This window comes from Halonotius roseus (genome assembly GCF_006861655.1).
Classification (GTDB): domain Archaea; phylum Halobacteriota; class Halobacteria; order Halobacteriales; family Haloferacaceae; genus Halonotius; species Halonotius roseus.
In genome coordinates, this window is sequence record NZ_SESI01000002.1 from 142,946 (window position 1) to 161,524 (window position 18,579).

Annotated in this window: 18 protein-coding genes and 1 pseudogene; 8 read left to right on the forward strand and 11 right to left on the reverse strand. The window is 65.0% G+C overall.

Features of this window, described 5'->3' with window-relative positions; genetic code table 11:
- Positions 1-49: 49 nt before the first annotated feature.
- Entirely contained in the window at positions 50-2,740 is a 2,691-nt protein-coding gene (gene mutS / locus EWF95_RS06775) for a DNA mismatch repair protein MutS (protein WP_142443320.1), read from the reverse strand.
- A 169-nt stretch (positions 2,741-2,909) separates the two neighbouring features.
- Here mutS and yciH point away from each other — a divergent pair, with 169 nt between their 5' ends.
- The 3 genes from yciH (at position 2,910) to EWF95_RS06790 (ending at position 7,112) form a co-directional block, all read left to right on the forward strand.
- Complete coding sequence (gene yciH, locus EWF95_RS06780; RefSeq protein WP_120084435.1) at positions 2,910-3,203, forward strand: stress response translation initiation inhibitor YciH; 294 nt, start codon at positions 2,910-2,912, stop codon at positions 3,201-3,203.
- Positions 3,204-3,306: 103 nt separating this feature from the next.
- Positions 3,307-5,118, forward strand: a complete 1,812-nt coding sequence (locus EWF95_RS06785; RefSeq protein ID WP_142443321.1) for a hypothetical protein — start codon at positions 3,307-3,309, stop codon at positions 5,116-5,118.
- Between the two features lie 53 nt (positions 5,119-5,171).
- The gene (locus tag EWF95_RS06790; RefSeq protein ID WP_142443322.1) at positions 5,172-7,112 is read left to right on the forward strand and encodes a peptidase; all 1,941 of its coding nucleotides are present in this window, start codon (positions 5,172-5,174) and stop codon (positions 7,110-7,112) included.
- Here the strand turns inward: EWF95_RS06790 and EWF95_RS06795 are convergent.
- The gene (locus EWF95_RS06795; RefSeq protein ID WP_142443323.1) at positions 7,109-7,462 is read right to left on the reverse strand and encodes a rhodanese-like domain-containing protein; all 354 of its coding nucleotides are present in this window, start codon (positions 7,460-7,462) and stop codon (positions 7,109-7,111) included. The genes EWF95_RS06790 and EWF95_RS06795 overlap by 4 nt on opposite strands.
- An 87-nt stretch (positions 7,463-7,549) precedes the next feature.
- Entirely contained in the window at positions 7,550-7,828 is a 279-nt protein-coding gene (locus EWF95_RS06800) for a hypothetical protein (RefSeq protein ID WP_142443324.1), read from the reverse strand.
- Positions 7,829-8,276: 448 nt separating this feature from the next.
- On the opposite strand from EWF95_RS06800, the gene EWF95_RS06810 reads away from it, so the two are divergent.
- Together EWF95_RS06810 and EWF95_RS06815 are read left to right on the forward strand one after the other, a co-directional pair.
- On the forward strand, positions 8,277-9,695 hold the full coding sequence (locus tag EWF95_RS06810) for an FAD-dependent oxidoreductase (RefSeq protein WP_142443326.1): 1,419 nt from the start codon (positions 8,277-8,279) through the stop codon (positions 9,693-9,695).
- 74 nt (positions 9,696-9,769) lie between these two features.
- A complete protein-coding gene (locus EWF95_RS06815; RefSeq protein ID WP_142443327.1) occupies positions 9,770-10,282 on the forward strand; it encodes a universal stress protein in 513 nt (170 codons plus the stop codon).
- Between the two features lie 2 nt (positions 10,283-10,284).
- Here EWF95_RS06815 and EWF95_RS06820 read toward each other — a convergent pair whose 3' ends face one another.
- Both EWF95_RS06820 and EWF95_RS06825 read right to left on the reverse strand, forming a co-directional pair.
- Entirely contained in the window at positions 10,285-10,851 is a 567-nt protein-coding gene (locus EWF95_RS06820) for an NUDIX hydrolase (protein WP_142443328.1), read from the reverse strand.
- A complete protein-coding gene (locus EWF95_RS06825) occupies positions 10,848-11,258 on the reverse strand; it encodes a hypothetical protein (RefSeq protein ID WP_142443329.1) in 411 nt (136 codons plus the stop codon). The genes EWF95_RS06820 and EWF95_RS06825 overlap by 4 nt, the downstream gene beginning before the upstream one ends.
- Before the next feature lie 113 nt (positions 11,259-11,371).
- Between EWF95_RS06825 and EWF95_RS06830 the strand changes: the two genes are divergently transcribed.
- Entirely contained in the window at positions 11,372-12,328 is a 957-nt protein-coding gene (locus EWF95_RS06830; RefSeq protein ID WP_142443330.1) for a DUF5787 family protein, read from the forward strand.
- A gap of 26 nt (positions 12,329-12,354) precedes the next feature.
- On the opposite strand, the gene EWF95_RS13525 is transcribed toward EWF95_RS06830, so the two are convergent.
- Positions 12,355-12,525, reverse strand: coding sequence for a hypothetical protein (locus EWF95_RS13525; protein WP_185911727.1), 171 nt, complete (start codon positions 12,523-12,525; stop codon positions 12,355-12,357).
- 115 nt (positions 12,526-12,640) lie between these two features.
- Here EWF95_RS13525 and EWF95_RS06835 point away from each other — a divergent pair, with 115 nt between their 5' ends.
- A complete protein-coding gene (locus EWF95_RS06835) occupies positions 12,641-13,381 on the forward strand; it encodes an SDR family oxidoreductase (protein ID WP_142443331.1) in 741 nt (246 codons plus the stop codon).
- A 174-nt stretch (positions 13,382-13,555) separates the two neighbouring features.
- On the opposite strand, the pseudogene EWF95_RS06840 reads toward EWF95_RS06835, so the two are convergent.
- Positions 13,556-14,377: pseudogene (locus EWF95_RS06840) on the reverse strand (MBL fold metallo-hydrolase); the annotation flags it as partial.
- 15 nt (positions 14,378-14,392) lie between these two features.
- Complete coding sequence (locus EWF95_RS06845; protein ID WP_142443332.1) at positions 14,393-15,838, reverse strand: ATP-binding protein; 1,446 nt, start codon at positions 15,836-15,838, stop codon at positions 14,393-14,395.
- A gap of 457 nt (positions 15,839-16,295) precedes the next feature.
- On the opposite strand from EWF95_RS06845, the gene mobA reads away from it, so the two are divergent.
- The gene (gene mobA, locus EWF95_RS06850) at positions 16,296-16,976 is read left to right on the forward strand and encodes a molybdenum cofactor guanylyltransferase (RefSeq protein ID WP_142443333.1); all 681 of its coding nucleotides are present in this window, start codon (positions 16,296-16,298) and stop codon (positions 16,974-16,976) included.
- Positions 16,977-16,981: 5 nt separating this feature from the next.
- Here the strand turns inward: mobA and EWF95_RS06855 are convergent, their stop codons facing one another.
- The 3 genes from EWF95_RS06855 to EWF95_RS06865 all read right to left on the reverse strand — a co-directional run bounded on the left by EWF95_RS06855 (position 16,982) and on the right by EWF95_RS06865 (position 18,550).
- Positions 16,982-17,470 (reverse strand): DUF4870 domain-containing protein, encoded by a 489-nt coding sequence (locus EWF95_RS06855; RefSeq protein ID WP_142443334.1) that lies wholly within the window; start codon positions 17,468-17,470, stop codon positions 16,982-16,984.
- A 21-nt stretch (positions 17,471-17,491) separates the two neighbouring features.
- The gene (locus EWF95_RS06860) at positions 17,492-18,082 is read right to left on the reverse strand and encodes a hypothetical protein (protein ID WP_142443916.1); all 591 of its coding nucleotides are present in this window, start codon (positions 18,080-18,082) and stop codon (positions 17,492-17,494) included.
- Positions 18,083-18,157: 75 nt separating this feature from the next.
- Positions 18,158-18,550: an ArsR/SmtB family transcription factor gene (locus EWF95_RS06865; protein WP_142443335.1), complete on the reverse strand. Its 393-nt coding sequence runs from the start codon at positions 18,548-18,550 to the stop codon at positions 18,158-18,160.
- Positions 18,551-18,579 lie beyond the last annotated feature (29 nt).

Here is an 18,579-nt window from a genome sequence, read left to right on the forward strand (position 1 = left end):
GATTCAGTATAGATCTTGGCTGCGAACGATCTCGTCAGTAGCTGCAGTATCACCGCTCAAGCGTTGTCCGAAGCTCATCCAGCGTATTGAGTGCTTCAAGCGGCGTCATCGTCGCAATATCGATTTCTTGGAGTTCGGCAGCGACCGCAGCAACTGTCTCCGCGTCGAGTGTCTGGTCTGCCAGCGCGTCAGCGAGAGCGTCGTCAGCCGCCGCGCTCGCAGTCGGATCGGTCGTGGTGTCGTTGTCGGCGGCGGGCTGGCCGGCAGCGTCGTCAGCAGTGTCAGCAGCAGCGTCGCTGTCGCTGGCATCGCCAGTCGTCGATGCGACGACCTCTCGGGCGCGGTCGACAACGGGTGTCGGTACCCCGGCCATCCGAGCGACCTCAATCCCGTAGGACGCCGAGGACGCGCCGGGCGCGACACGATGGAGAAAAGTCACGTCGTCGCCTTCCCGTGTCGCCGCGAAGTGGAGGTTGTGGACGCCCGCGCGCTCGTCGGCGAGGTCGGTTAGGCCGTGGTAGTGGGTCGCAAACAGCGTCAGGGCGTCGAGTTCGTCGTGGATGAACTCGGTGGTCGCTTGCGCGATAGCGAGGCCGTCGGCCGTGCTCGTCCCGCGACCGACCTCGTCGAGCAAGACGAGCGAACGGTCGGTCGCGTCGTGGAGAATTTCGGTGAGTTCGCTCATCTCGCGCATGAACGTCGACTGCCCGCCGGCGATGTCGTCGCTCGCGCCGACGCGTGTGAAGATCCGGTCGAGCACCGGGAGGGTAGCGGCCTCAGCAGGAACAAAACTCCCCGTCTGGGCGAGCAGGCAGCACAGCGCGACCTGTCGCATGTAGGTGGATTTCCCGCTCATGTTCGGGCCGGTGATGATGGCAACGCCGCCAGCGTCGAGGTCGGTGTCGTTGGGGACGAACTCCTGTTGGGTCGTCTCGACGACCGGGTGGCGGCCGCCGTGGATCTCGATACTGGGTTCGGCGGCGGCGGCCTGGAGATCCGGCCGGACGTAGTCGTTCTTGGTGGCGGCAATCGCCAGCGAGCATAGTGCGTCGAGTTCGGCGATTACGCTTGCCAACGTCTGAATCCGGTCGGTTTCGGCGGCGACAGTCGCCCGTACGTCACAGAACAACTCGTATTCGAGGCTGTCGGCGCGGTCGGCCGCGCCGAAGATCTCGTCTTCGCGCTCCTTGAGTTCGGGCGTATAGAACCGCTCGGCGTTTTTGAGCGTCTGGCGGCGGGTGTAATCGTCGGGCACCTGATCGAGGTTCGGGTTCGTCACCTCGATGTAGTAACCGTGAACTTGGTTGTGCCCGACCGACAGCGAGTCGATGCCCGTTCGCTCGCGTTCAGCGGCTTCGAGGTCGGCGACCCACTCGCGGCCGTCCTGTTCGGTCGTTCGCAACGTGTCGAGTTCGTTGTCGAAGGACTGTTTGATGACGCCGCCCTCGGTGAGTTCCATCGGTGGATCGGTCGTGATCGCCTCGTCGATCAGCGTCGCCACGTCCCGCAACTCGTCGAGGCGTGCGTGGTGATCGCTGAGCGCAGGAATGTCGGCGATGAGTTCCTTCAGCTCGGGCACGATCGACAGCGTCGCGTACAACGCGCGGAGGTCGCGGGCGTTGGCACGTTCCTGCGAGATACGGCCGGCCAGACGTTCGAGATCGTAGGCCTCGCCGAGTCGGTCGTGGAGGTCGCTGCGGGCGATGCCGTCGCCGACGAGCGCGTCGACGGCGTCGAGTCGGGCTTCGATTTCCGCGCGGTCGACCAGCGGCCGGCGAAGCCAGCGGTCGAGACACCGCCGGCCGAGCGCGCTCGCGGTCTCGTCGAGTACGCCGAAAACGGTCGCGCGCGAGCCAGCCCCGCGGTTGTCGAACAGTTCGAGGCTGCGGATCGCGGCGGCGTCGAGCCGGAGTTGGTCGCGGTGGTCGTGCCGCCGGATGCGGGATACGTATTCGAGCGGGCCGTCGTCGCCTTGGGTGTACTCGGCGTACGCAAGTACCGCGCCGCAGGCCCGCGCTTCGGCGTCGTTGTCGATCCGACGATCCGGATCGGCGACGTACTCGCTCAGGCGGTCGCGGGCGACCTCTCGCTCGAACAGCTCGGCGTCGATTTCGGTTTCCATCCAGTTGCCGTCGGGGTCGACCGTCGGCGCGTCGCCAGCGACGAGCAGTTCGTTCGGCTGAATTCGGTCGAGTTCCTCGCGTACGTTGCCGCGGGTCGGGACGGTCGTAACAAAACACTCGCCGGTCGAGGCGTCGACCGCGGCGATACCGTAGCCGTCCCGCTCGCCGTCGTCAGTCTCGCGTTCGACGACGCTGGCGACGTAGGTCGTCGAGCCCGCCGCCAGCAGCTCGTCTTCGACGACCGTGCCAGGCGTGATGACGCGTGTCACAGCGCGGTCGACCAGCCCACTCGCCTGTTCGGCGTCCTCGACCTGATCGGCGAGAGCAACGCGGTAGTCCGCGTCGACGAGGCGTTCGAGATAGGAGGCTGCGTTGTCGATGGGGATGCCCGCCATCGGGTACTCGCCGGTCGAATCCTCGCGTTGGGTCAGCGTCACTTCACAGACGCGGGCGACTTCCTCGGCGGCCTCACAGAAGGCTTCGTAGAAGTCCCCGACCTGAAATAAGACGAGCGCGTCAGGGTGTTGCTCACAGAGCTCGACGTACTGGGAAAGCATCGGCGTCACGTCGTCCTTGCAGTCGGCCATCGCGGGCGGCAGTCCCGTCACCGGGGTCATAGCCGAGAGACCGGCCGCAAGCGGTATAATCGCTCGGATGTCGACGCAGTTGTGGGGTAGTCTCAGCCGTTCTGGCCGTTTCGGACAGCTGTGGCTCCCAACACGCGCCCTGAGACCGGTTGTAAATCCCGACACTGTTTAATATGACCATCCTGTAGTCGGCAGTGTAATGTCGGAAGTCTGCTCGACGTGCGGATTGCCTGATGAACTCTGCGTCTGCGAGGACGTTGCCAAAGAGTCTCAACAGATCAACATCCGCATCGACGAGCGCCGCTACGGGAAGGAGGTAACGGTCATCGAAGGATTCGACCCCGGTGACGTGGATATGAGCAGCCTCTCGTCGGATCTCAAATCCAAGTTCGCCTGCGGTGGCACCATCGAGGACGACGCCATCGAACTTCAGGGCAACCACCAGGGTCGCGTGGAGGATTTCCTCCGCGATAAAGGGTTTACTGTTGCGTGAGCTAGCGATCTAACCGCCTCCCGTTCCGACGCCTGTTTGTTCCCTCACAGCGGCCGGGCCGGCGTTGGGAATCGTTATTGGACTCCGGGGCGTTGTGACAGCTATGTCGTCGTGGCGGGCCGCGGCTGTGGCGATGATCATGGTTGTGAGTCTTCTCACCGTCCCGATCGCAGCCGGGTCAGCAGCCCCGGCCACGCCAGCGACGCCGGTCGGAGCCGCAACACCACCGGCGACCACAGCAGGTGTCGACGACACCGCAATATCAACCACAGCAGGTGTCGACGATACGCCGACACCGACACCGCTGTCGACACACAACGAGTTGCGGCTGACGACAACGCTGAATCGAACACCCGAACGGGTCGGTGAGATCACCGCCACCGTCACCGCAGAGATCCCCTCACAGTTCAGAGAGCTCACCCTCCAACTGCCGGCAGAAGCGCGGCTCGTTTCGACCAGCGGCTTCACACAAACCGCCGACGGCAACGTCGAGTGGGACAGCAACAGCAACCCCGCAACGCTCACCTACCGCATCGACGCGGCCGTCCGCAGCGCGGCCGACCAGCCCGGCGCGGAGGGCACCTACCGGTTTGTCGACACCGCCAACTGGTCGCTCGTCCGGATCCCATCGGTCGGCGACATCAGCGGCCGGATCGTCGGCGACGACCCTGAGATCATCCGGGAAACCGAGATCGATGGCCCGGGTGTCGCCGGCGACCAAATCGCCTACCTCGGCCCCTACGACCGGCGGACGCAAACGGCCCACGGCCAGACGTTCCACCTCGTGGTTCCAGAGGCAGCCAACCTCGAAGCTGAGCCAAGCGAGATCTTCGGGTCGGTGACCGCCGCATCCGATCGACTTCGGATCGGCGACCGCGACGACGAGGTACTGATGATCGCCGCGCCGACCGGCGAGATCGAGTGGGCCGTTCGTGGGATCCAGACCGGCGACAGCGACTTCTGGGTGCGAGCAGACGAATCCGTCGACACACCGGCAAACAACTGGGTACACGAGTACGTCCACACCCGCCAAGAGTACACCACAGCCGAGGACGCTCGCTGGGTCACCGAGGCGACAGCGACCTACTACGCCGCGCTGCTGACCCTGGAGGGCGACCGCATCGAATTCGATCGCTTCCAGCGGTTTCTCGCACAGGGCGAAGACGACCCCCAGGCGTCGGCGGTGATGACCGATCCCGACAGCTGGGAGAACTTCGCTAACTACCGGAAGGGCGCGCTCGTCGCCGGCGATCTCGATCGCCGGATCCGCCTGGCAACCGACGGCGAAGCAAGCCTCGACACCCTCATGCGGGCGATAAACAGCCACGAGGGTGAGCTCACCGCAGCCGATATCGCGGGCTACATCGAGGCCATCGCCGACGAGGCGGTTGCCGAGGAGACCACGGCGGCCACGACCGCGACAGCCGTCGATCCGATGTGGAGCCGCGACAGCCACACGGCCGCCTTCGGGGCCGAACCCGCGCGCTTTGCGTTCCGGTTTGCCGACGACACACCGATCAGTGTCGATGGGACGAGCCGCCCGCTCCCGGAATCGGGTGAGAACCTCACCGTCGGCGTCAACGAGACGGTCTCGGTGGCTGTCACCGTCGAGAACGTCGGCGGTACCGTCGGCGACTACGAGCTGCCGTTCCGGATTGGCGACGACACAACGACGCGAACCGGCCGGCTGGCACCGGGTGAGACGACAACCCACCGCTTCGCCCAGCGGTTCACCGAGCCCGGCAGCTACCGGATCGCTGTCGGCGGCGAGGAGCTCTCGATCACGGTCACGGAGAACACCACAACAGACGCACCGATCGACATCCCCACCGAGATCGAGGTGCCCGGCTTCGGGATCGGTGGTGCGGTGATCGCGGTCATGCTAGTCGGCCTGCGGTATAGCCGTCGATCGTAGCCGGCGGCGACACCGGCCGGAGGATTATTCAGCAGCCCGGCCGTTCGACCGACATGACCGTCGCTCGGCTCGTGGTCGGACTCCTGGTTGTCGGCTGTTGTCTTGCGGCCGCCCCCGCAGTCGGAGTCGGCGAGGAGCCAGCGACACCGACGACCCAGTCTGTCGCGTCGGCGAGCCAGCCCATCGCGTCGGCGAGCCAGCCCATCGCGTCGACGACCATGGCCACCAACTCGGCGTTGCAGTCCGCCGAAAGCGATGAGATCACGGTGACGACGACGCTGGATCGAACCCCCGAGACAAGCGGCGAGATCGGTGTCACGGTCGCGGTGTCGATCCCCGAGCGAGTCACCCAACTCACCGCCGAGGTGCCGGATCGGGCCCGCGATGCCGAGACAGCTGGCTTCAGCCACGCCAGCGGGGACAGCTACACCTGGGACGGCACGACCGCCACGCCCACCATCACCTACCGAGTCGATCCCAACCGGCTCTCCGACCGTGAGGGGCCGCTGTCGGTCGACGGTCAGTATCTGTTTGCCGACACCGACGACTGGGCGCTCGTCCGGATCCCCCAAACCGGGATCACCGGCCGATACACCGGCGGCAGCACGCTTGGGCTCGATCGGGAGACCACCATCAACGGGCCGGGCGTCGCCGGCGACCGGATGGCGTTTCTGGGCCCGACTGACGTGCGCACCCGCCGCGCCCACGGCCAGACGTTTCGGCTCGTGATCCCCGAGGCGGCCGATCTCGAAAGCGAGCCGGGAGAGATTCTCGATTCCGTTGCCAACGCAGCCGGCCGGCTACAGGTCGGCGACCGCGACGACGAGGTGTTGATGATCGCCGCGCCGACCGGCGAGGTCAGGTGGACGGTTCGGGGGTTGCAGATCGGCGCGGCGGATTTCTGGGTGCGCGACAGCGAGGGGCTCGACACCGCCTCGAACGTCTGGGTACACGAGTACGTCCACACCCGACAGGACTACACCGCCGCGCCGAGCGCGGAGTGGATCACCGAGGGGAGTGCCAGCTACTACGCCGCGTTGTTGCCGCTGGAAACCGGCCGGATCGACTTCGAGGCGTTCCGCCGGCAGCTGGCAACGGGCGCGTCCGCAACCCAGCGGCGGGTGGTGCTCAGCGATCCGGATCGGTGGGACGATTTCGCCAACTACCGCAAAGGCTCACTCGTCGCCGGTGACCTCGACCGGCGGATTCGTGTGGCGACCGACCGCGAGGCGACCTTCGATCAGGTACTCCGGGAACTGAACACCGCCGCCGAGCCGATCGACAACCGCGCCGTCCGCCGGGCGGTCAGCAACGCAGCCGACCACGATGTGGCCGCCGTCGCAGACCGCTATGCGACAACGACCGCCGGGCCAACGATGTGGAACAGCACCGCTCACGACGCCGCCTTCAGTGGATCGCCGGCACAGTTTCGCTACCGGCTGGCCGACGATGATCCCGTGACCGTCGAAGGGCCGACGCGAAATACCGCGCTCAGCGGTCGGGGGCTCGCGGTAACGACCGGTGAGACACTCCGGGTTCGACTGACAGTCGAAAACGTCGGCGGGACGGCCGGCGACTACGAGCTTCCGTTCCGCGTCAACGAGACCGAAACGGTGGCACGCGGGCGATTGGGGCCCGGCGAGCGGGCGACCCACACTTTCGAGCAGACGTTCACCGAACCGGGAACGTATCAGCTCACCGCCGGCGTCGACGCCTTTACCGTCAGAGTTACCACGGCCGACAGCGCGGGCGGCGGAGCGATCAACAGCACGCCGCCACCGGTGTTTGACGATGACGGCATCGAAGGTACCGCCGGCAACGGGACAAGCACCGAGGGCGACGATGAAGACAACGCCACCGGTGAGGACACCGGAAGCGAGACTGGGACAGCGGATGGTGCTACAACCGACGACAACGCGCCGGGGTTCGGCGTTGGGGTGGCCGTGGCCGCGCTCGCGCTGTCGCTCGTGGCGTTCAGCCGCCCGCGGGATTAGAACGGTGCCTCGGGGCCCTCATCGGCGGGCTGCGTTGTCGACGCCAGCGGCCCATCCCAGGCGGTGAGCCCGCCTTCCATACTCTCAACCTGGCAGTCGGCGGTGCCCTCGTAGGAGCCGATCAGCCGGGCGGCCTGAACGCTTGCCTGGCCGTGGGGACAGACAGTGACGATCCGGTCGGCGTCGGTCAGCTCGGCGACGCGATCCGGGAGCTCCTCGAAGGGGATGTTCTCGCTGTCGGGGATATGTTCGCGCTCAAAGGCAGCTGGGTTGCGGATGTCGACGATGCGAGGCGACTCATCGCTCTCGTGGAGTTCGGCCACCGTCGACGGGGTGATCTCGCCGTCCATACCGCGTGGGTGCCGAGCCGCGGGGATAAGTCTCTCGGCAGGCGACAGATACCAATACAACGATCAGCGATACACCGCCGCCGACAATTAGGGCAGCGGTAGCTCGCGGTTGTCCTTGTAGTAGAAGACGATCCCGAAGACGATCGTCATCAGGAAGTACACCAGCGCGAATATCACACCCATCAGCACGCCCATCAGCGGGCCGGTGTTCCACACCAACAGCGCGTACAGCGTCAGCGGAAAGATCAGCGTTGTCGAGATGAGTACCAGCGCTATCGACGGCGAGATGCTCACATCGCGGAGAGCGATCAACACGCGTCTGGTGCGACCCGTGGCGAGAAACCGGATGACGCGCTCCTGCACCATACCGGTAGCAACGACCCGAGATGCTAAATACTCACTGGCTGAGCGAGAGGATCGTATTCAGATAAGCCGGAGAAACTGGAACCATGTTGAAAGCCCCGACGCGCTGGCGTCGGGGGGCTCGCTGCGCGCTTCGGGCCTCCGGCCCTGCAGTGCTTGCGTCGCCCGCCTTCCGCCAGCGCGTCGCCCCTTTCAGTCCCGCCCGACTGCAGCTGCCTGACCGGCCGACACGGGTGGGATTGAAAGGGGCCGGCGTCTCGCCGAACCCGGACGACGCAAGCACCACAGCGAACGGAGTGAGCGAGGAGCGCAGCGAGTCTCGGGAGTCGAGACGCCGGGGGCTTTCGAGGTGTTCTCAATTCAATCGCGCTAATCTGAATAGTATCAGCGAGAGTGCAGCCACCACTCACAGCGGGGCGAGGCTTTTGCTACCAGCAGCCAACGATCAGCCATGGAGGATCCGTTTGTCGTCGTCGGTGCTGACGCCGCGGGCCTGAGTGCCGCCAGTAAATGTCGCCGCGTCGACCCCGATCGGGAGGTCATCGTCTTCGAGAAGGGCCGGTGGATCTCGTATGCCTACTGCGGGATGCCCTACTTCATCGAGGGCCGCATCGAGCAACTGAGCGATCTCCTCTCGTTGTCGCCGGCTGAGGCCGACGAGCGCGGGATCGACCTTCGGCGCGGGCATGAGGTCACCGCTGTCGACCCCGAGGCCAGCACGGTCACCGTCGAAACCGACGACGGAACGATCGAACAGCCCTACAGCGATCTCCTCGTTGCCACCGGCGGCCGGGCGACGACCGGCCCCTTCGATGTCCGCGATCTCAACGGCGCGTTCACACTACACAACATGGATGCCGCCGCGGCGATCGATGCCTACATCGCCACCCCCGAGCAGTACGATGACGACCGGATCGCCGACACACCGGCCGACCGCGAGCGGGTCACCCACAACGCGGAACAGCCGGCTCCCGAGACCGCGGCGATCGTCGGCGGCGGCTACGTCGGCGTCGAGATGGCCGAGGCCCTGCGCGGTCGCGGGCTCGATGTCCATCTCTTCCAGCGATCGGGCCACGTTCTCCCGCCGTTCGGCCAAGCTGTCGCCGACCGCGTCGAAACCGAACTGGAATCCGAGGGCGTCCACGTCCACACCGACACCCCAGTCACGGAACTCGTCGGCGACGACCGAATCGAGGCGATCAGTTACGAGGGCGGCCGCCAGCCGGTCAATCTCGCTATCGTCGGCGTTGGCATCGATCCAAACACCGAGCTGGTAGCCGACACCGACATCGAGTTCGGGGTCGGCGGCGCGATCGCCACCGACGACCACGGCCGGACAAATCTGCCGAACGTGTATGCGGCCGGCGACTGTGCGACCGCACGCCACACTGTCACGGGCGAGCCAACGTGGATGCCGCTCGGGCTAACTGCCAACCGCGGCGGGCGGGCGATCGGGTCGACCGTCGCCGGCGACCCCGAGCCAGTCGGCGAGATCGCCGGGACAGCGGTCGTCAAAGCCTTCGATCTCGAATGCGCTCGGGTGGGCCTTGTCGATGCCGACGCCGCCCGGGAGGCCGGCTTTGAGCCGGTACGGAAAACGATCACCGCCGGCTCCCGCTCGGGCTACTACCCCGGCGGGGCCGAAACCGACGTGACCCTCGTTGCCGACCGCGAGAGCGGGCGGCTGCTCGGCGGCTCGATCGTCGGGGCCGACCGGGCGGCCGTCCGGATCAACACGCTGGCGACGGCACTGGAATCAGGGCTCACCGTCGCCGAAGTTGAACGCCTGGATCTCGCCTACGCGCCGCCGTTTAGCCCGGTGTGGGATCCGGTGTTGGTCGCCGCGAAGGTGCTCCGCGGCGCGATGTAGCAACTGCCAACGAGCAGGAATGAGCACTACACTTATATAATTATCGTTCATTTATTAAAGTGGAGGAAGTCCCCATGTACGAGAACATCCTGTATCCAACAGACGGTAGCGAGGCCGCGGAATCAGTGATGGATCACGTTCGGACGCTGTCGAACACCTACGGTGCGACGATCCACATCCTGTATGTGGTCACGCCCGACAGCGGCGACGCCTCACTCACGCTCGACAAAGACGAGCAGGGCAACTGGCGGACAGGCATGTTCAAGCGCAAGGGCGACCCCGTCAGCACCAGCGGGATGGCCAAAGGGAGCGTCGATGTCAACGAGGTGCTCCGGGCGGAGGGTGAAGGCTACACCCAGGCGATCGCCAACGAGCTAGAGGACGACGGCTGCAACACTGTCTGTGTCACCCGAGAAGGGAAACCAGACGAGGAGATCATCACCTATGCCGACGAGAACGACATCGACATCATCGCCATGGGTACCCATGGCCGCAGCGGTGTCGAACACGCCTTCCTCGGCAGCGTCACCGAAAAGGTCGTCCGAAAGTCAACGATACCGGTGTTGACGATCCGGCAAAACGAGTAGGCCTACAGGACTCCGTTTTCTTTTGCCAGCAACACACCTTCGAGCGTCGCATCGTTCGTTGGCTGTGCCCGCGCAACCGACAATGCGTCCTCGACCGGCACCGATTTCGGCACCAGAAACTCGTTGGAGTCGAGTGTCCGCTCGGCCGGTGTCAGCTCGGTCGCAAGCACGATCCCCCGGCGGTGCCGCAGCAGGCCGGTCGAACACCAAAACTCCTGAAGGAGTTCGGTCTCACTGGGGTCGAATCCGACCTCCTCTTGCAGTTCGCGGGCTGCCGCCTCGGTAAACGATTCGTCGGGCTCGACGATCCCGGCCGGGAGCTCATACTGGGTTTCCCGGATCGTCGGCCGGTACTGCTCGACGAACAGTAGCTCGCCGTCGGTGACCGCAACGATCACCGCCGCCGGCGGCAACTCGGCCCAGTAGTATCGCTTTTCGGAGCCATCCGGCTGTTCGACCAGATCGTAGCCGCCGGTAAACCAGTCGGTGTCGTACTCGGCGACCGATTCGATGACCGGCCACTCGGGATCGCTCAGAGCTGCGAGATCGTGGCGGCCGTCGTCACTCACCCTTGCTCACCACCGGCATCGTCGCTGCCGACAGCAACGCTGTAGCGATCACCATCGTAGCTGACGAGAACACGATCGCCACCGTCGCGGACGGCGTCGCCGTTGAGCCGCTGGAGGGCATCGAACTCGTCGAACGGCGAGTGGGCAAACCACGTCTTGTAGCCGCCGAGGGCGCGCTGGTAGCCCTCGGAGCGGCCGTCGTCGGCGGTCAACGCGGTCGTGAGATACGGGAACCGCCGCTCGCTGATCTCGGTGGCGTTGACCGCGGCCCCAGCCTCGTCGGTCGGCGTCGCTTCGAGATAGTAGGCCTCGCCGCTGCCGAGATAGCTCGGGACGGCTCCGACCGCCAGCAGCGCGACAACGACAAACCCCGTCAGCAACAGCGCGTTCCGCATGATCCGGCGCATACCCACTGTAGGCGACCATCGGGGATACGGATTTCGGGACGACGCGCTGCTCGGGATCGAACCACGCCGGCTGACGGCGACCGGTTTTTGTCCGCCGAGAGCCAACGCCACCCATGGAGTTTCGCTTCGAGTTGGCACTGGCCGCCCATCTCGAAGCGACGACCGACTGGCTGATCGCCCGCCAGCTCGGCGGCGCGGTCGCCAACCCTGGGAGCCGGATCATGGATCTCTGTTGTGTCCGGCCGGGAGCGGAGTTCGAGGAGCGAACGGCGATCACCAGCCACACGATCCCGCCGCTGGCGATCGAAAGCGACGTTGGGGCTGGCGCGGCCACCGACTGGCGAACCGCCGTCGACTGCAGCACCGAGCACGCCAGAAGCGTCGTCGACCGCGCCGTCGACTGCGGGTTTTTCGAGGTCGAGCGACGCAACGGCCGGCGGTACGTTCGCCAGACGACGCGGTATCCCGACTGGATCGGCTCGCTTGTCGGGATCGAAAACAAGCCAGATCTCGACCGGCCGGGGGATCTCGACCGCCAGCTCCGCGTCGATATCGCGCTGGGCCTCTTTGATGAGGTGATCCTCGCCACCGAGAGCTACGTGACGCGAGCACATCTCAATCGCCTGCCCGAGCCGGTCGGTGTCTGGCGGTTCGATCCCGACAGCGACGAGATGAAGATCGTCCGCGAGCCGACGCCGCTGTCGACCGACGAACCCGGGATCGAGCCGACAAACGCCGAACCGCTCCGGACGGATATCGCCGTCGTCGACGCCGAGGCGAAGGCGCGCAAGCGACGCCGGATCGCCGAACGCGCCTACGGGAAAGGGTGGCGCAGCTACGACCTGCCGGCCTGCGAGCACGCCGAGGTGACCGACGATGGCCGGCCGTACTGTGGGTTTTACGACCGCGTTGTCGACCCCGCGACCGACTGCGGTGAGTCATGTTCGGGCTACGAGCCAAGCGAGCCACCCGAGATCGATCTCGAACAGCTCCGCGCGGAGCGAAGCCCGTGGGTCGCCGATCCCGACGGGATCACCAGATCACAGAGCGGGCTAGGTCGGTTCCAATAAGCTGTTGCTGCTCGTCAGTTGCCAGCTCACTCGGCGAAGTAGCTCGTGAAAAACCCCGAGAGGAACGCCGAGATCGCCACCGAGAGCGTCACGTCGGTGAGCGTGTAGCTATCGTCGTCGCCGGCGAGGGCGACGGTGATGACGACGCTGATGACGAGCGAGACGATCCCGTTGAGGAAATCCTTGCAGAGAGCCATAACTTATCTGTTGACTGCGAGCAGTATAGGTGTTCCGCGCCTGAGAAGTCGATCATGAGAAGCGGCCTAGCGTCGCTTCCAGAACAGCTTCCAGCGTGGACGTACTGGAACGCGTATGCCAACTTCACTTGACGGACAGACAGCGATCATCACCGGTGCAAGCAGCGGGATCGGCGCGGCGACCTGCCGCGCGCTCGCCGCCGAGGGCGCGGCCGTCGTCCTCGCCGCCCGCAGCGAGGATCGGCTGCGCAAACTAGCCGACGAGATCGAGGCCGACCACGCGGTCGACACACTGGTCGTGCCGACCGATATCCGGGAGGAATCGGCCGTCGACGACCTGATCGAGGCGACGATCGCCGAATTCGGCGGGTTCGATATTCTTGTCAACAACGCGGGTCTGGCCCGCGGCAGCGATGTCGAGACGATGTCGACCGACGAATATGAGACGATGCAGGAGACCAACATCGACGGGATGCTTTACGCGACGCGGGCGGCGATCCCCCATGTCCGCGAACGGGAGGGGCATCTCATCTTCCTTGGGAGCTTCGCCGGCCAGTATCCCCGCTCGTACAACGCGGTGTATGCGGCCTCGAAGTGGTGGACGCGCGGCTTCGCCAAGAGCGTCGCCGCCCAGGTCGGCGACGACGGCGTCGGTGTGACGGTCGTCAACCCCGGCGCGGTTCGCACCGATTTCGAAGCCACCGACGGCCGCACGTTCGAGGAAGTCTTCGAGGAGGGTGAGGCCAGCGAACCCGACGAGGTCGCCGACGCAATCGCCTTCGCCGCGACCCGGGAGGGCTCAAGCGTCAGCGAGATCGATATCAACAACCGGGGTAAGTTCGCCGACGATTTTTGAGCTACGCAAGGTACCTGGTCGTACGGGCACACCGGCCGACAATGCCAAAGAGAACGACAAGCTGTGTTGATCGGCACCGGAGACGCAACCACCCGCAGCGATGACCTGCGATCAGTCCGTCGTCGACGCTGATTCCGCCGGGGTGGTATCGAGGCGGATCACGCCGGTTTCATCGAGCCGATACCCCTCGCCGTCGACCGCCAGCGGCTCCTCGAACGCTTCGTCGGCCGGATAGTAGTGGGCTGTATGCACCAGCCGCGTCACGTCGGCGTTGAGATCGTCGGCCAGTGCCAACGCCCCCTCACGGGTCATATGTTTCGTCCCGAAGCTGCGGGGGACACCGTCGGCGTCGTGGTGGCTCCCGCCGAGCGGATGGCGATCACAGAGCGCGGCTGGCACGATGGCGTCGGCGAGAAACAGATCCGGATCGCGGAGTCGTTCACGGGAGGACTCGGGCACGTCGTAGCTGGTATCGCCCGACAACGAGAGTTTCGCGCCCGTCTCGGGGTCGACAACGACGAGCCCATAGCAGATCAGCGGCGGGTGGTCGACCCGGACGAGCGTGAGTTCAAGCCCACAGACCTCGATCGGCTCCAGCGGCGTCACGTCATGGACTGATACCCGATCAAGGTAGTCGTACTTGCGGCGAACCGTCTCGGCGACTGATTCGCCGGTTTCGGGGTCGACCTCGTTGGCGGCGTAGACGGGCAGCGAGTCGAAGATCCGGTAGGCGTTGCCGAGGCCGTCGAGATGGTCGAAATGGATGTGGGTGACGACCGCGGCGTCGGGGAGTGGCACGTCCTGTGTGAGAAACTGGTGCCGGAAATCCGGGCTGAGATCGATCAGGATCGACTCCTCGGCCCGTTCGTTTTCGATATGCACTGAAAACCGGCTGCGTTCGACGCCGCGCTCGCGGGCGCGGTCGCAGGTCGCACAGTCACAGCCGACCGTCGGGGTTCCCGTCGTGTCGCCGGTGCCAAGGAGGGTGACGCGCATGCTCATCGGAGCGTCCTACTGTGGCGGGGTTTCGGCGTCGTCGGTGTCGGCCGACCCGTCGTCCGCGCTGTGATCGTGGTCATGATCGTCGTGGTCGTGATCGTCCGCGCTGCCGGTGAGGGCCGCGCCGTCGCCGTCGATCATATCCATGTTCTTGAGATTGTCTCGCTCCTCGAAGTCCTCGACGGCGGCGATCAAGTCTTCTTGGGTAAGCTCGGTTCGCTCCTCGGTGAGTGCTTCCAGAACGGCCTCACGGAGCACCATCCGGAGGTCGCTGCCGGTCAGCCCCTCGGTGTGTTCGGCGATCACCTGCGGGTCGAAGCCGTCGATCTCCATCGGTTGGGTGATGACCTCAAGAATGTCCGACCGCATGCCACGATCGGGTTTCGGGAAGTTGACGATCTCATCGAAGCGTCGCCATGCGGCGGCGTCCAGCTGGTCGGGGTGGTTGGTCGCACCGATCAGGAGTACGTCGTCGCGGATCAGCGAGATGTCGTCGATCGATTTGAGGAGGGTGTTGACCGCCCGCTTCAGCGCGGCGTGTTCGTCGCTGCGGCGGGTTTTGGCGACCGAATCGAACTCGTCGATAAAGAGGATACACGGCGAGAGCCGCTTTGCGACCTCGAAGGTCTTTTCCACATTTTTCGCCGTCTCACCGAGATACTGGCTGGTGATCATCGAGAGCTTCACCTCGACAAATGGCAGCCCGAGCTCGTGGGCCAGCGCACGGGAGATCGTCGTTTTGCCGGTGCCTGGCGGGCCGACAAACAGTAGTTTCCCGATCTCGCGCAGCCCGATCGAGGCGAGATAATCGCGGTGTTCGATCGCCTTGACGATCTTTTGGATCTCCTCCTCTTGGTCGGTTGTGAGGACGAGATCATCGAGTGTCATCTCGATCTCCTCGGGGGCGCGCACGGAGACGAGATCCAGCATCTCGGCGTCGTCGTCCTCGTCGAAATACTGCGAGAGCAGCGCGTCGATCCACACCCGGTCGGCCTGGATCGGGCGGTTGTTTTCGCGGGCGTCATCGTAGGAGACGGTGACGCCCTCCTCGTCTTCGGCGGTGTACGCCAGCGTCGGGTTCGTCGCCAACTGCTCGTCGTCAACGCGTTCGAGATACCACTCCAGGGCCATCTCGGGTTGGGTCAGCGAGATCTCGCCGGAGAACTCCTCACGCTGGGTGAACAGGAGGTCGGAAACCGCCTCCCAGGGGTGCTCGACGCCGGTGGCCGTGCGGGCGACAGAGTCGGTCACCTTCAGCGGGCGGTTGATCTCACCCGGCGGTGCCGGCTCGTCAGCTGACGATGCGTCGGTCTCGTCGGCATCGTCGGCCGCGTCGGTATCGGACCAAAACACCTGCCGAAACCGCGGGGGAAGATCGTTCTCGTCTAACGAGCGTGTCTCGTTGTAGACGCGGGTCGTCAGGAGGAACTCGACAACGGTCAACGCCGGGTCACTCATCCCACATAGCTTCTGGCTAAGTTCGCTTAAGACCGTCGAAGCACACACCCACAGTTCGGCGACCCCCGCGACGAATGGCTCCCTGAGACAACGCAGTTTCGAAACACCGTATGTTTAAAAACAAATAGGCAGAAAAACATCGGTATCCTATTCAGAGACAGTATAAATATCTTATACAGAGCCATAGATGGGACAGATACCGACTAACAAACACACAACCCGATAAACGTCAACGATCAGTGTTTTACCGCGTCGAACCGAGAGTTTCGATACCACCAGTCGAAATGAGGGCCACCCCACCAGCCGACCGCCGACACCCGCACAGCCCCCCACCAGCCGACCGCCGACACCCGTACAAACCCCCGATAGCAGAGGGTTACCGATACCAGCAGGTAGCGACGTCATCTCGCACGACCGACGATGACGACGGAATCGATCGCCAACAAGCGGGGATCCCATGTCGCTGACCGACAACGAGAGCGCCGCAGAGACACTCCCCGCCGAGGAGACCGCGGCTCATGCCGACACCGGGCGAGCAGGGCTGATCCTCGCCGGCGGTCGCTCCGAGCGGTTTCCCACCATCGACAAGGCGTTGGCACCGCTTGACGGCAGGCCACTGCTCGGACACGTCGCCGACGCGCTGGCTCCTGTGGTCGACGAACGGGTTATCAACTGCCGGCGCGACCAGCAGGCGGCGTTTGCCGAGGCGGTCGGCGACGACCCCCGGTTTGCGATCGATCCGGTCGGCGATCGCGGCCCACTGTCCGGCCTGCGCACCGCGCTGGCGGCGACCGAGGCGACGTACGCGGCGGTGGTGCCCTGTGATATGCCATTTGTCCCCGCTGGATTCATCGAGTATCTCTTCGGCCAAGCCCGACACAACACGGGGGCGATCCCGCGTGTCGATGGGCGACAGCGGTCGCTGCCGGCGGTCGTGCACGTTCGGGCCGCCGCCGCAGCCTGCGAGGATGCCCGACGGCACGACGAGGGGCTTGCGGCGTTTGTCTCGGCACTCGACCCGGTCGTTGTCCCCGAGCGGGCGGTGACCGCACACGTCGGATCAGCGGCGTTCGCCAACATCGATACCCACGAGGATCTCGCCGCCGTCCGCGGGGAGGGTCGTCGATTCGAGGGGTAGCGACCTCAGCTGAGCCGGTCGGGAAGTTCCAGCTCCCCGAGCCAGGCGAGCAGATCCGGCGCGAATGGATAGGGCCACGCGCTGCCGAAGATGGCTTTGAACGTCGCCGCAATACTGAACACGATCGTCAGCAGGCCCGCAACACCGCCGAGAAACAGCAGGACGCCACCGATGATCAGCGAGATCGTCGCCAGCGGCTCCGGCAGCAGCGACACCGACACCGTCTGGCCGGTCTCAGTCGTCCACTCGTCAGCACCGAGGACAAACAGAATCAGCCCGATAATAGCCAGCAGAGCCACCGAGAGATGCCAGTTCAACGCGTTGCGAGCGTTCGCCCGCGTAAACTGGTGGTTGGACAGCAGATAGACAAAGACGGCGATCAGAATGCCGATCCCGAAAAACCCGGTAAACAGGGTGATCGGATGGATAAAGATCCCCATCACGGAGCGTTCGGCGAGCAGTTCCGGACCGGTGGCGGCGTCAGGCGAGGACATCGATGGCGTTGGCAGGGATACTCACAGCACCGGTATCAAATCACTGGATCCGAACCGACGGCGCAGCCAGCGGACGACCCGCTCGGTGAGGAGGATCCCGAGGCTCACAAACAACAGATCGAAGGCGGTGTCCCAGAAGACAACGTCGCTGCTTGTCACACCGATATCGAGGCCAACGATCGTGAGGAGCGCGCCGAGAGTTAGCAACAGCAGCGTCAGCTGGAGGCCGGCAAGCGCGAGCGTCCGAATCCCGGCGGTATCACGCATCGTGAGAAACCCCCACGCCGAGAGCCGATCCAGCGGCGACTCGCTGGCCAGCTGTCGTTTGCCGGTCGGCGATAGCGGCCAGTCGGCCTCAGGGTGGTTGATGTAGTAGAGCGTGATCGACTCGGGGTAAGTCTCGGTGGCGACGACATCGATCGCCTGGAGCTCGTTGAGCCGGTTTCGGACGGTCGCCGTCGATACATCGGGTTTGATCCGAGCCTGGAGCTGGCGGATCGAAAAGAAGGGTCGATCGGCATCCAGCATCGTCTCGACGACGTGGGCTTGCGTCAGGGTGTTGTCGAGGTTGCGGTCGATCCGCTCGTCGATCCACTCGGGCAGCGACGACACAGACGAGGATTTGCCGGCATCCATTATAAACCTCCCAGCGTGATCTCCGGGGCTGAAACGACCAACTGGAACCGATCAATCATCGCCCACGGTCGACGCCGGGCGGTGGCCGTAGTCGCCGGCCGCCGGCTCGGCTGTCGGTTCGACGGTGAGCTCGCCGGTCAGTCCCGCCTCGGAGATCGAGACGGCGACCGATGCCGAGCGGGCGCGGTACTGCGCGCGGTGGTTGCCATCGGGGGCCAACTGTGTCTCGACGGCGACGAGCCCGGCGGTTTCGAGGCGATCCAACCGCCGGTAGATCGTGACGGTTGAGGCGTCACAGCGATCAGCGATCTCGGTCGCTGGCTTCGGGCCATCGGTCAGCGCGTCCAGAATCGATCGAACGTAGTCGTCGGCGAGCAACGACAGGATCTCCTCGACAGCGACATCGTCGCTCGATTCCGGCGGGCATGATTGGGAGGGCGGCATACATCCCACCCCACGACTGAGAGGGTCAT

Coding starts and splice junctions, on each gene's coding strand:
- EWF95_RS06810 (WP_142443326.1), top strand. CDS start 8,277: ATGGAGGATCCGTTTGTCGTCGTCGGTGCTGACGCCGCGGGCCTGAGT.
- mobA (WP_142443333.1), top strand. CDS start 16,296: ATGTCGCTGACCGACAACGAGAGCGCCGCAGAGACACTCCCCGCCGAG.
- EWF95_RS06815 (WP_142443327.1), top strand. CDS start 9,770: ATGTACGAGAACATCCTGTATCCAACAGACGGTAGCGAGGCCGCGGAA.
- EWF95_RS06845 (WP_142443332.1), bottom strand. CDS start 15,838: ATGAGTGACCCGGCGTTGACCGTTGTCGAGTTCCTCCTGACGACCCGC.
- EWF95_RS06790 (WP_142443322.1), top strand. CDS start 5,172: ATGACCGTCGCTCGGCTCGTGGTCGGACTCCTGGTTGTCGGCTGTTGT.
- EWF95_RS06795 (WP_142443323.1), bottom strand. CDS start 7,462: ATGGACGGCGAGATCACCCCGTCGACGGTGGCCGAACTCCACGAGAGC.
- EWF95_RS06830 (WP_142443330.1), top strand. CDS start 11,372: ATGGAGTTTCGCTTCGAGTTGGCACTGGCCGCCCATCTCGAAGCGACG.
- EWF95_RS06825 (WP_142443329.1), bottom strand. CDS start 11,258: ATGCGCCGGATCATGCGGAACGCGCTGTTGCTGACGGGGTTTGTCGTT.
- EWF95_RS06785 (WP_142443321.1), top strand. CDS start 3,307: ATGTCGTCGTGGCGGGCCGCGGCTGTGGCGATGATCATGGTTGTGAGT.
- EWF95_RS06855 (WP_142443334.1), bottom strand. CDS start 17,470: ATGTCCTCGCCTGACGCCGCCACCGGTCCGGAACTGCTCGCCGAACGC.
- EWF95_RS06865 (WP_142443335.1), bottom strand. CDS start 18,550: ATGCCGCCCTCCCAATCATGCCCGCCGGAATCGAGCGACGATGTCGCT.
- mutS (WP_142443320.1), bottom strand. CDS start 2,740: ATGACCCCGGTGACGGGACTGCCGCCCGCGATGGCCGACTGCAAGGAC.
- EWF95_RS06835 (WP_142443331.1), top strand. CDS start 12,641: ATGCCAACTTCACTTGACGGACAGACAGCGATCATCACCGGTGCAAGC.
- EWF95_RS13525 (WP_185911727.1), bottom strand. CDS start 12,525: ATGGCTCTCTGCAAGGATTTCCTCAACGGGATCGTCTCGCTCGTCATC.
- EWF95_RS06800 (WP_142443324.1), bottom strand. CDS start 7,828: ATGGTGCAGGAGCGCGTCATCCGGTTTCTCGCCACGGGTCGCACCAGA.
- yciH (WP_120084435.1), top strand. CDS start 2,910: ATGTCGGAAGTCTGCTCGACGTGCGGATTGCCTGATGAACTCTGCGTC.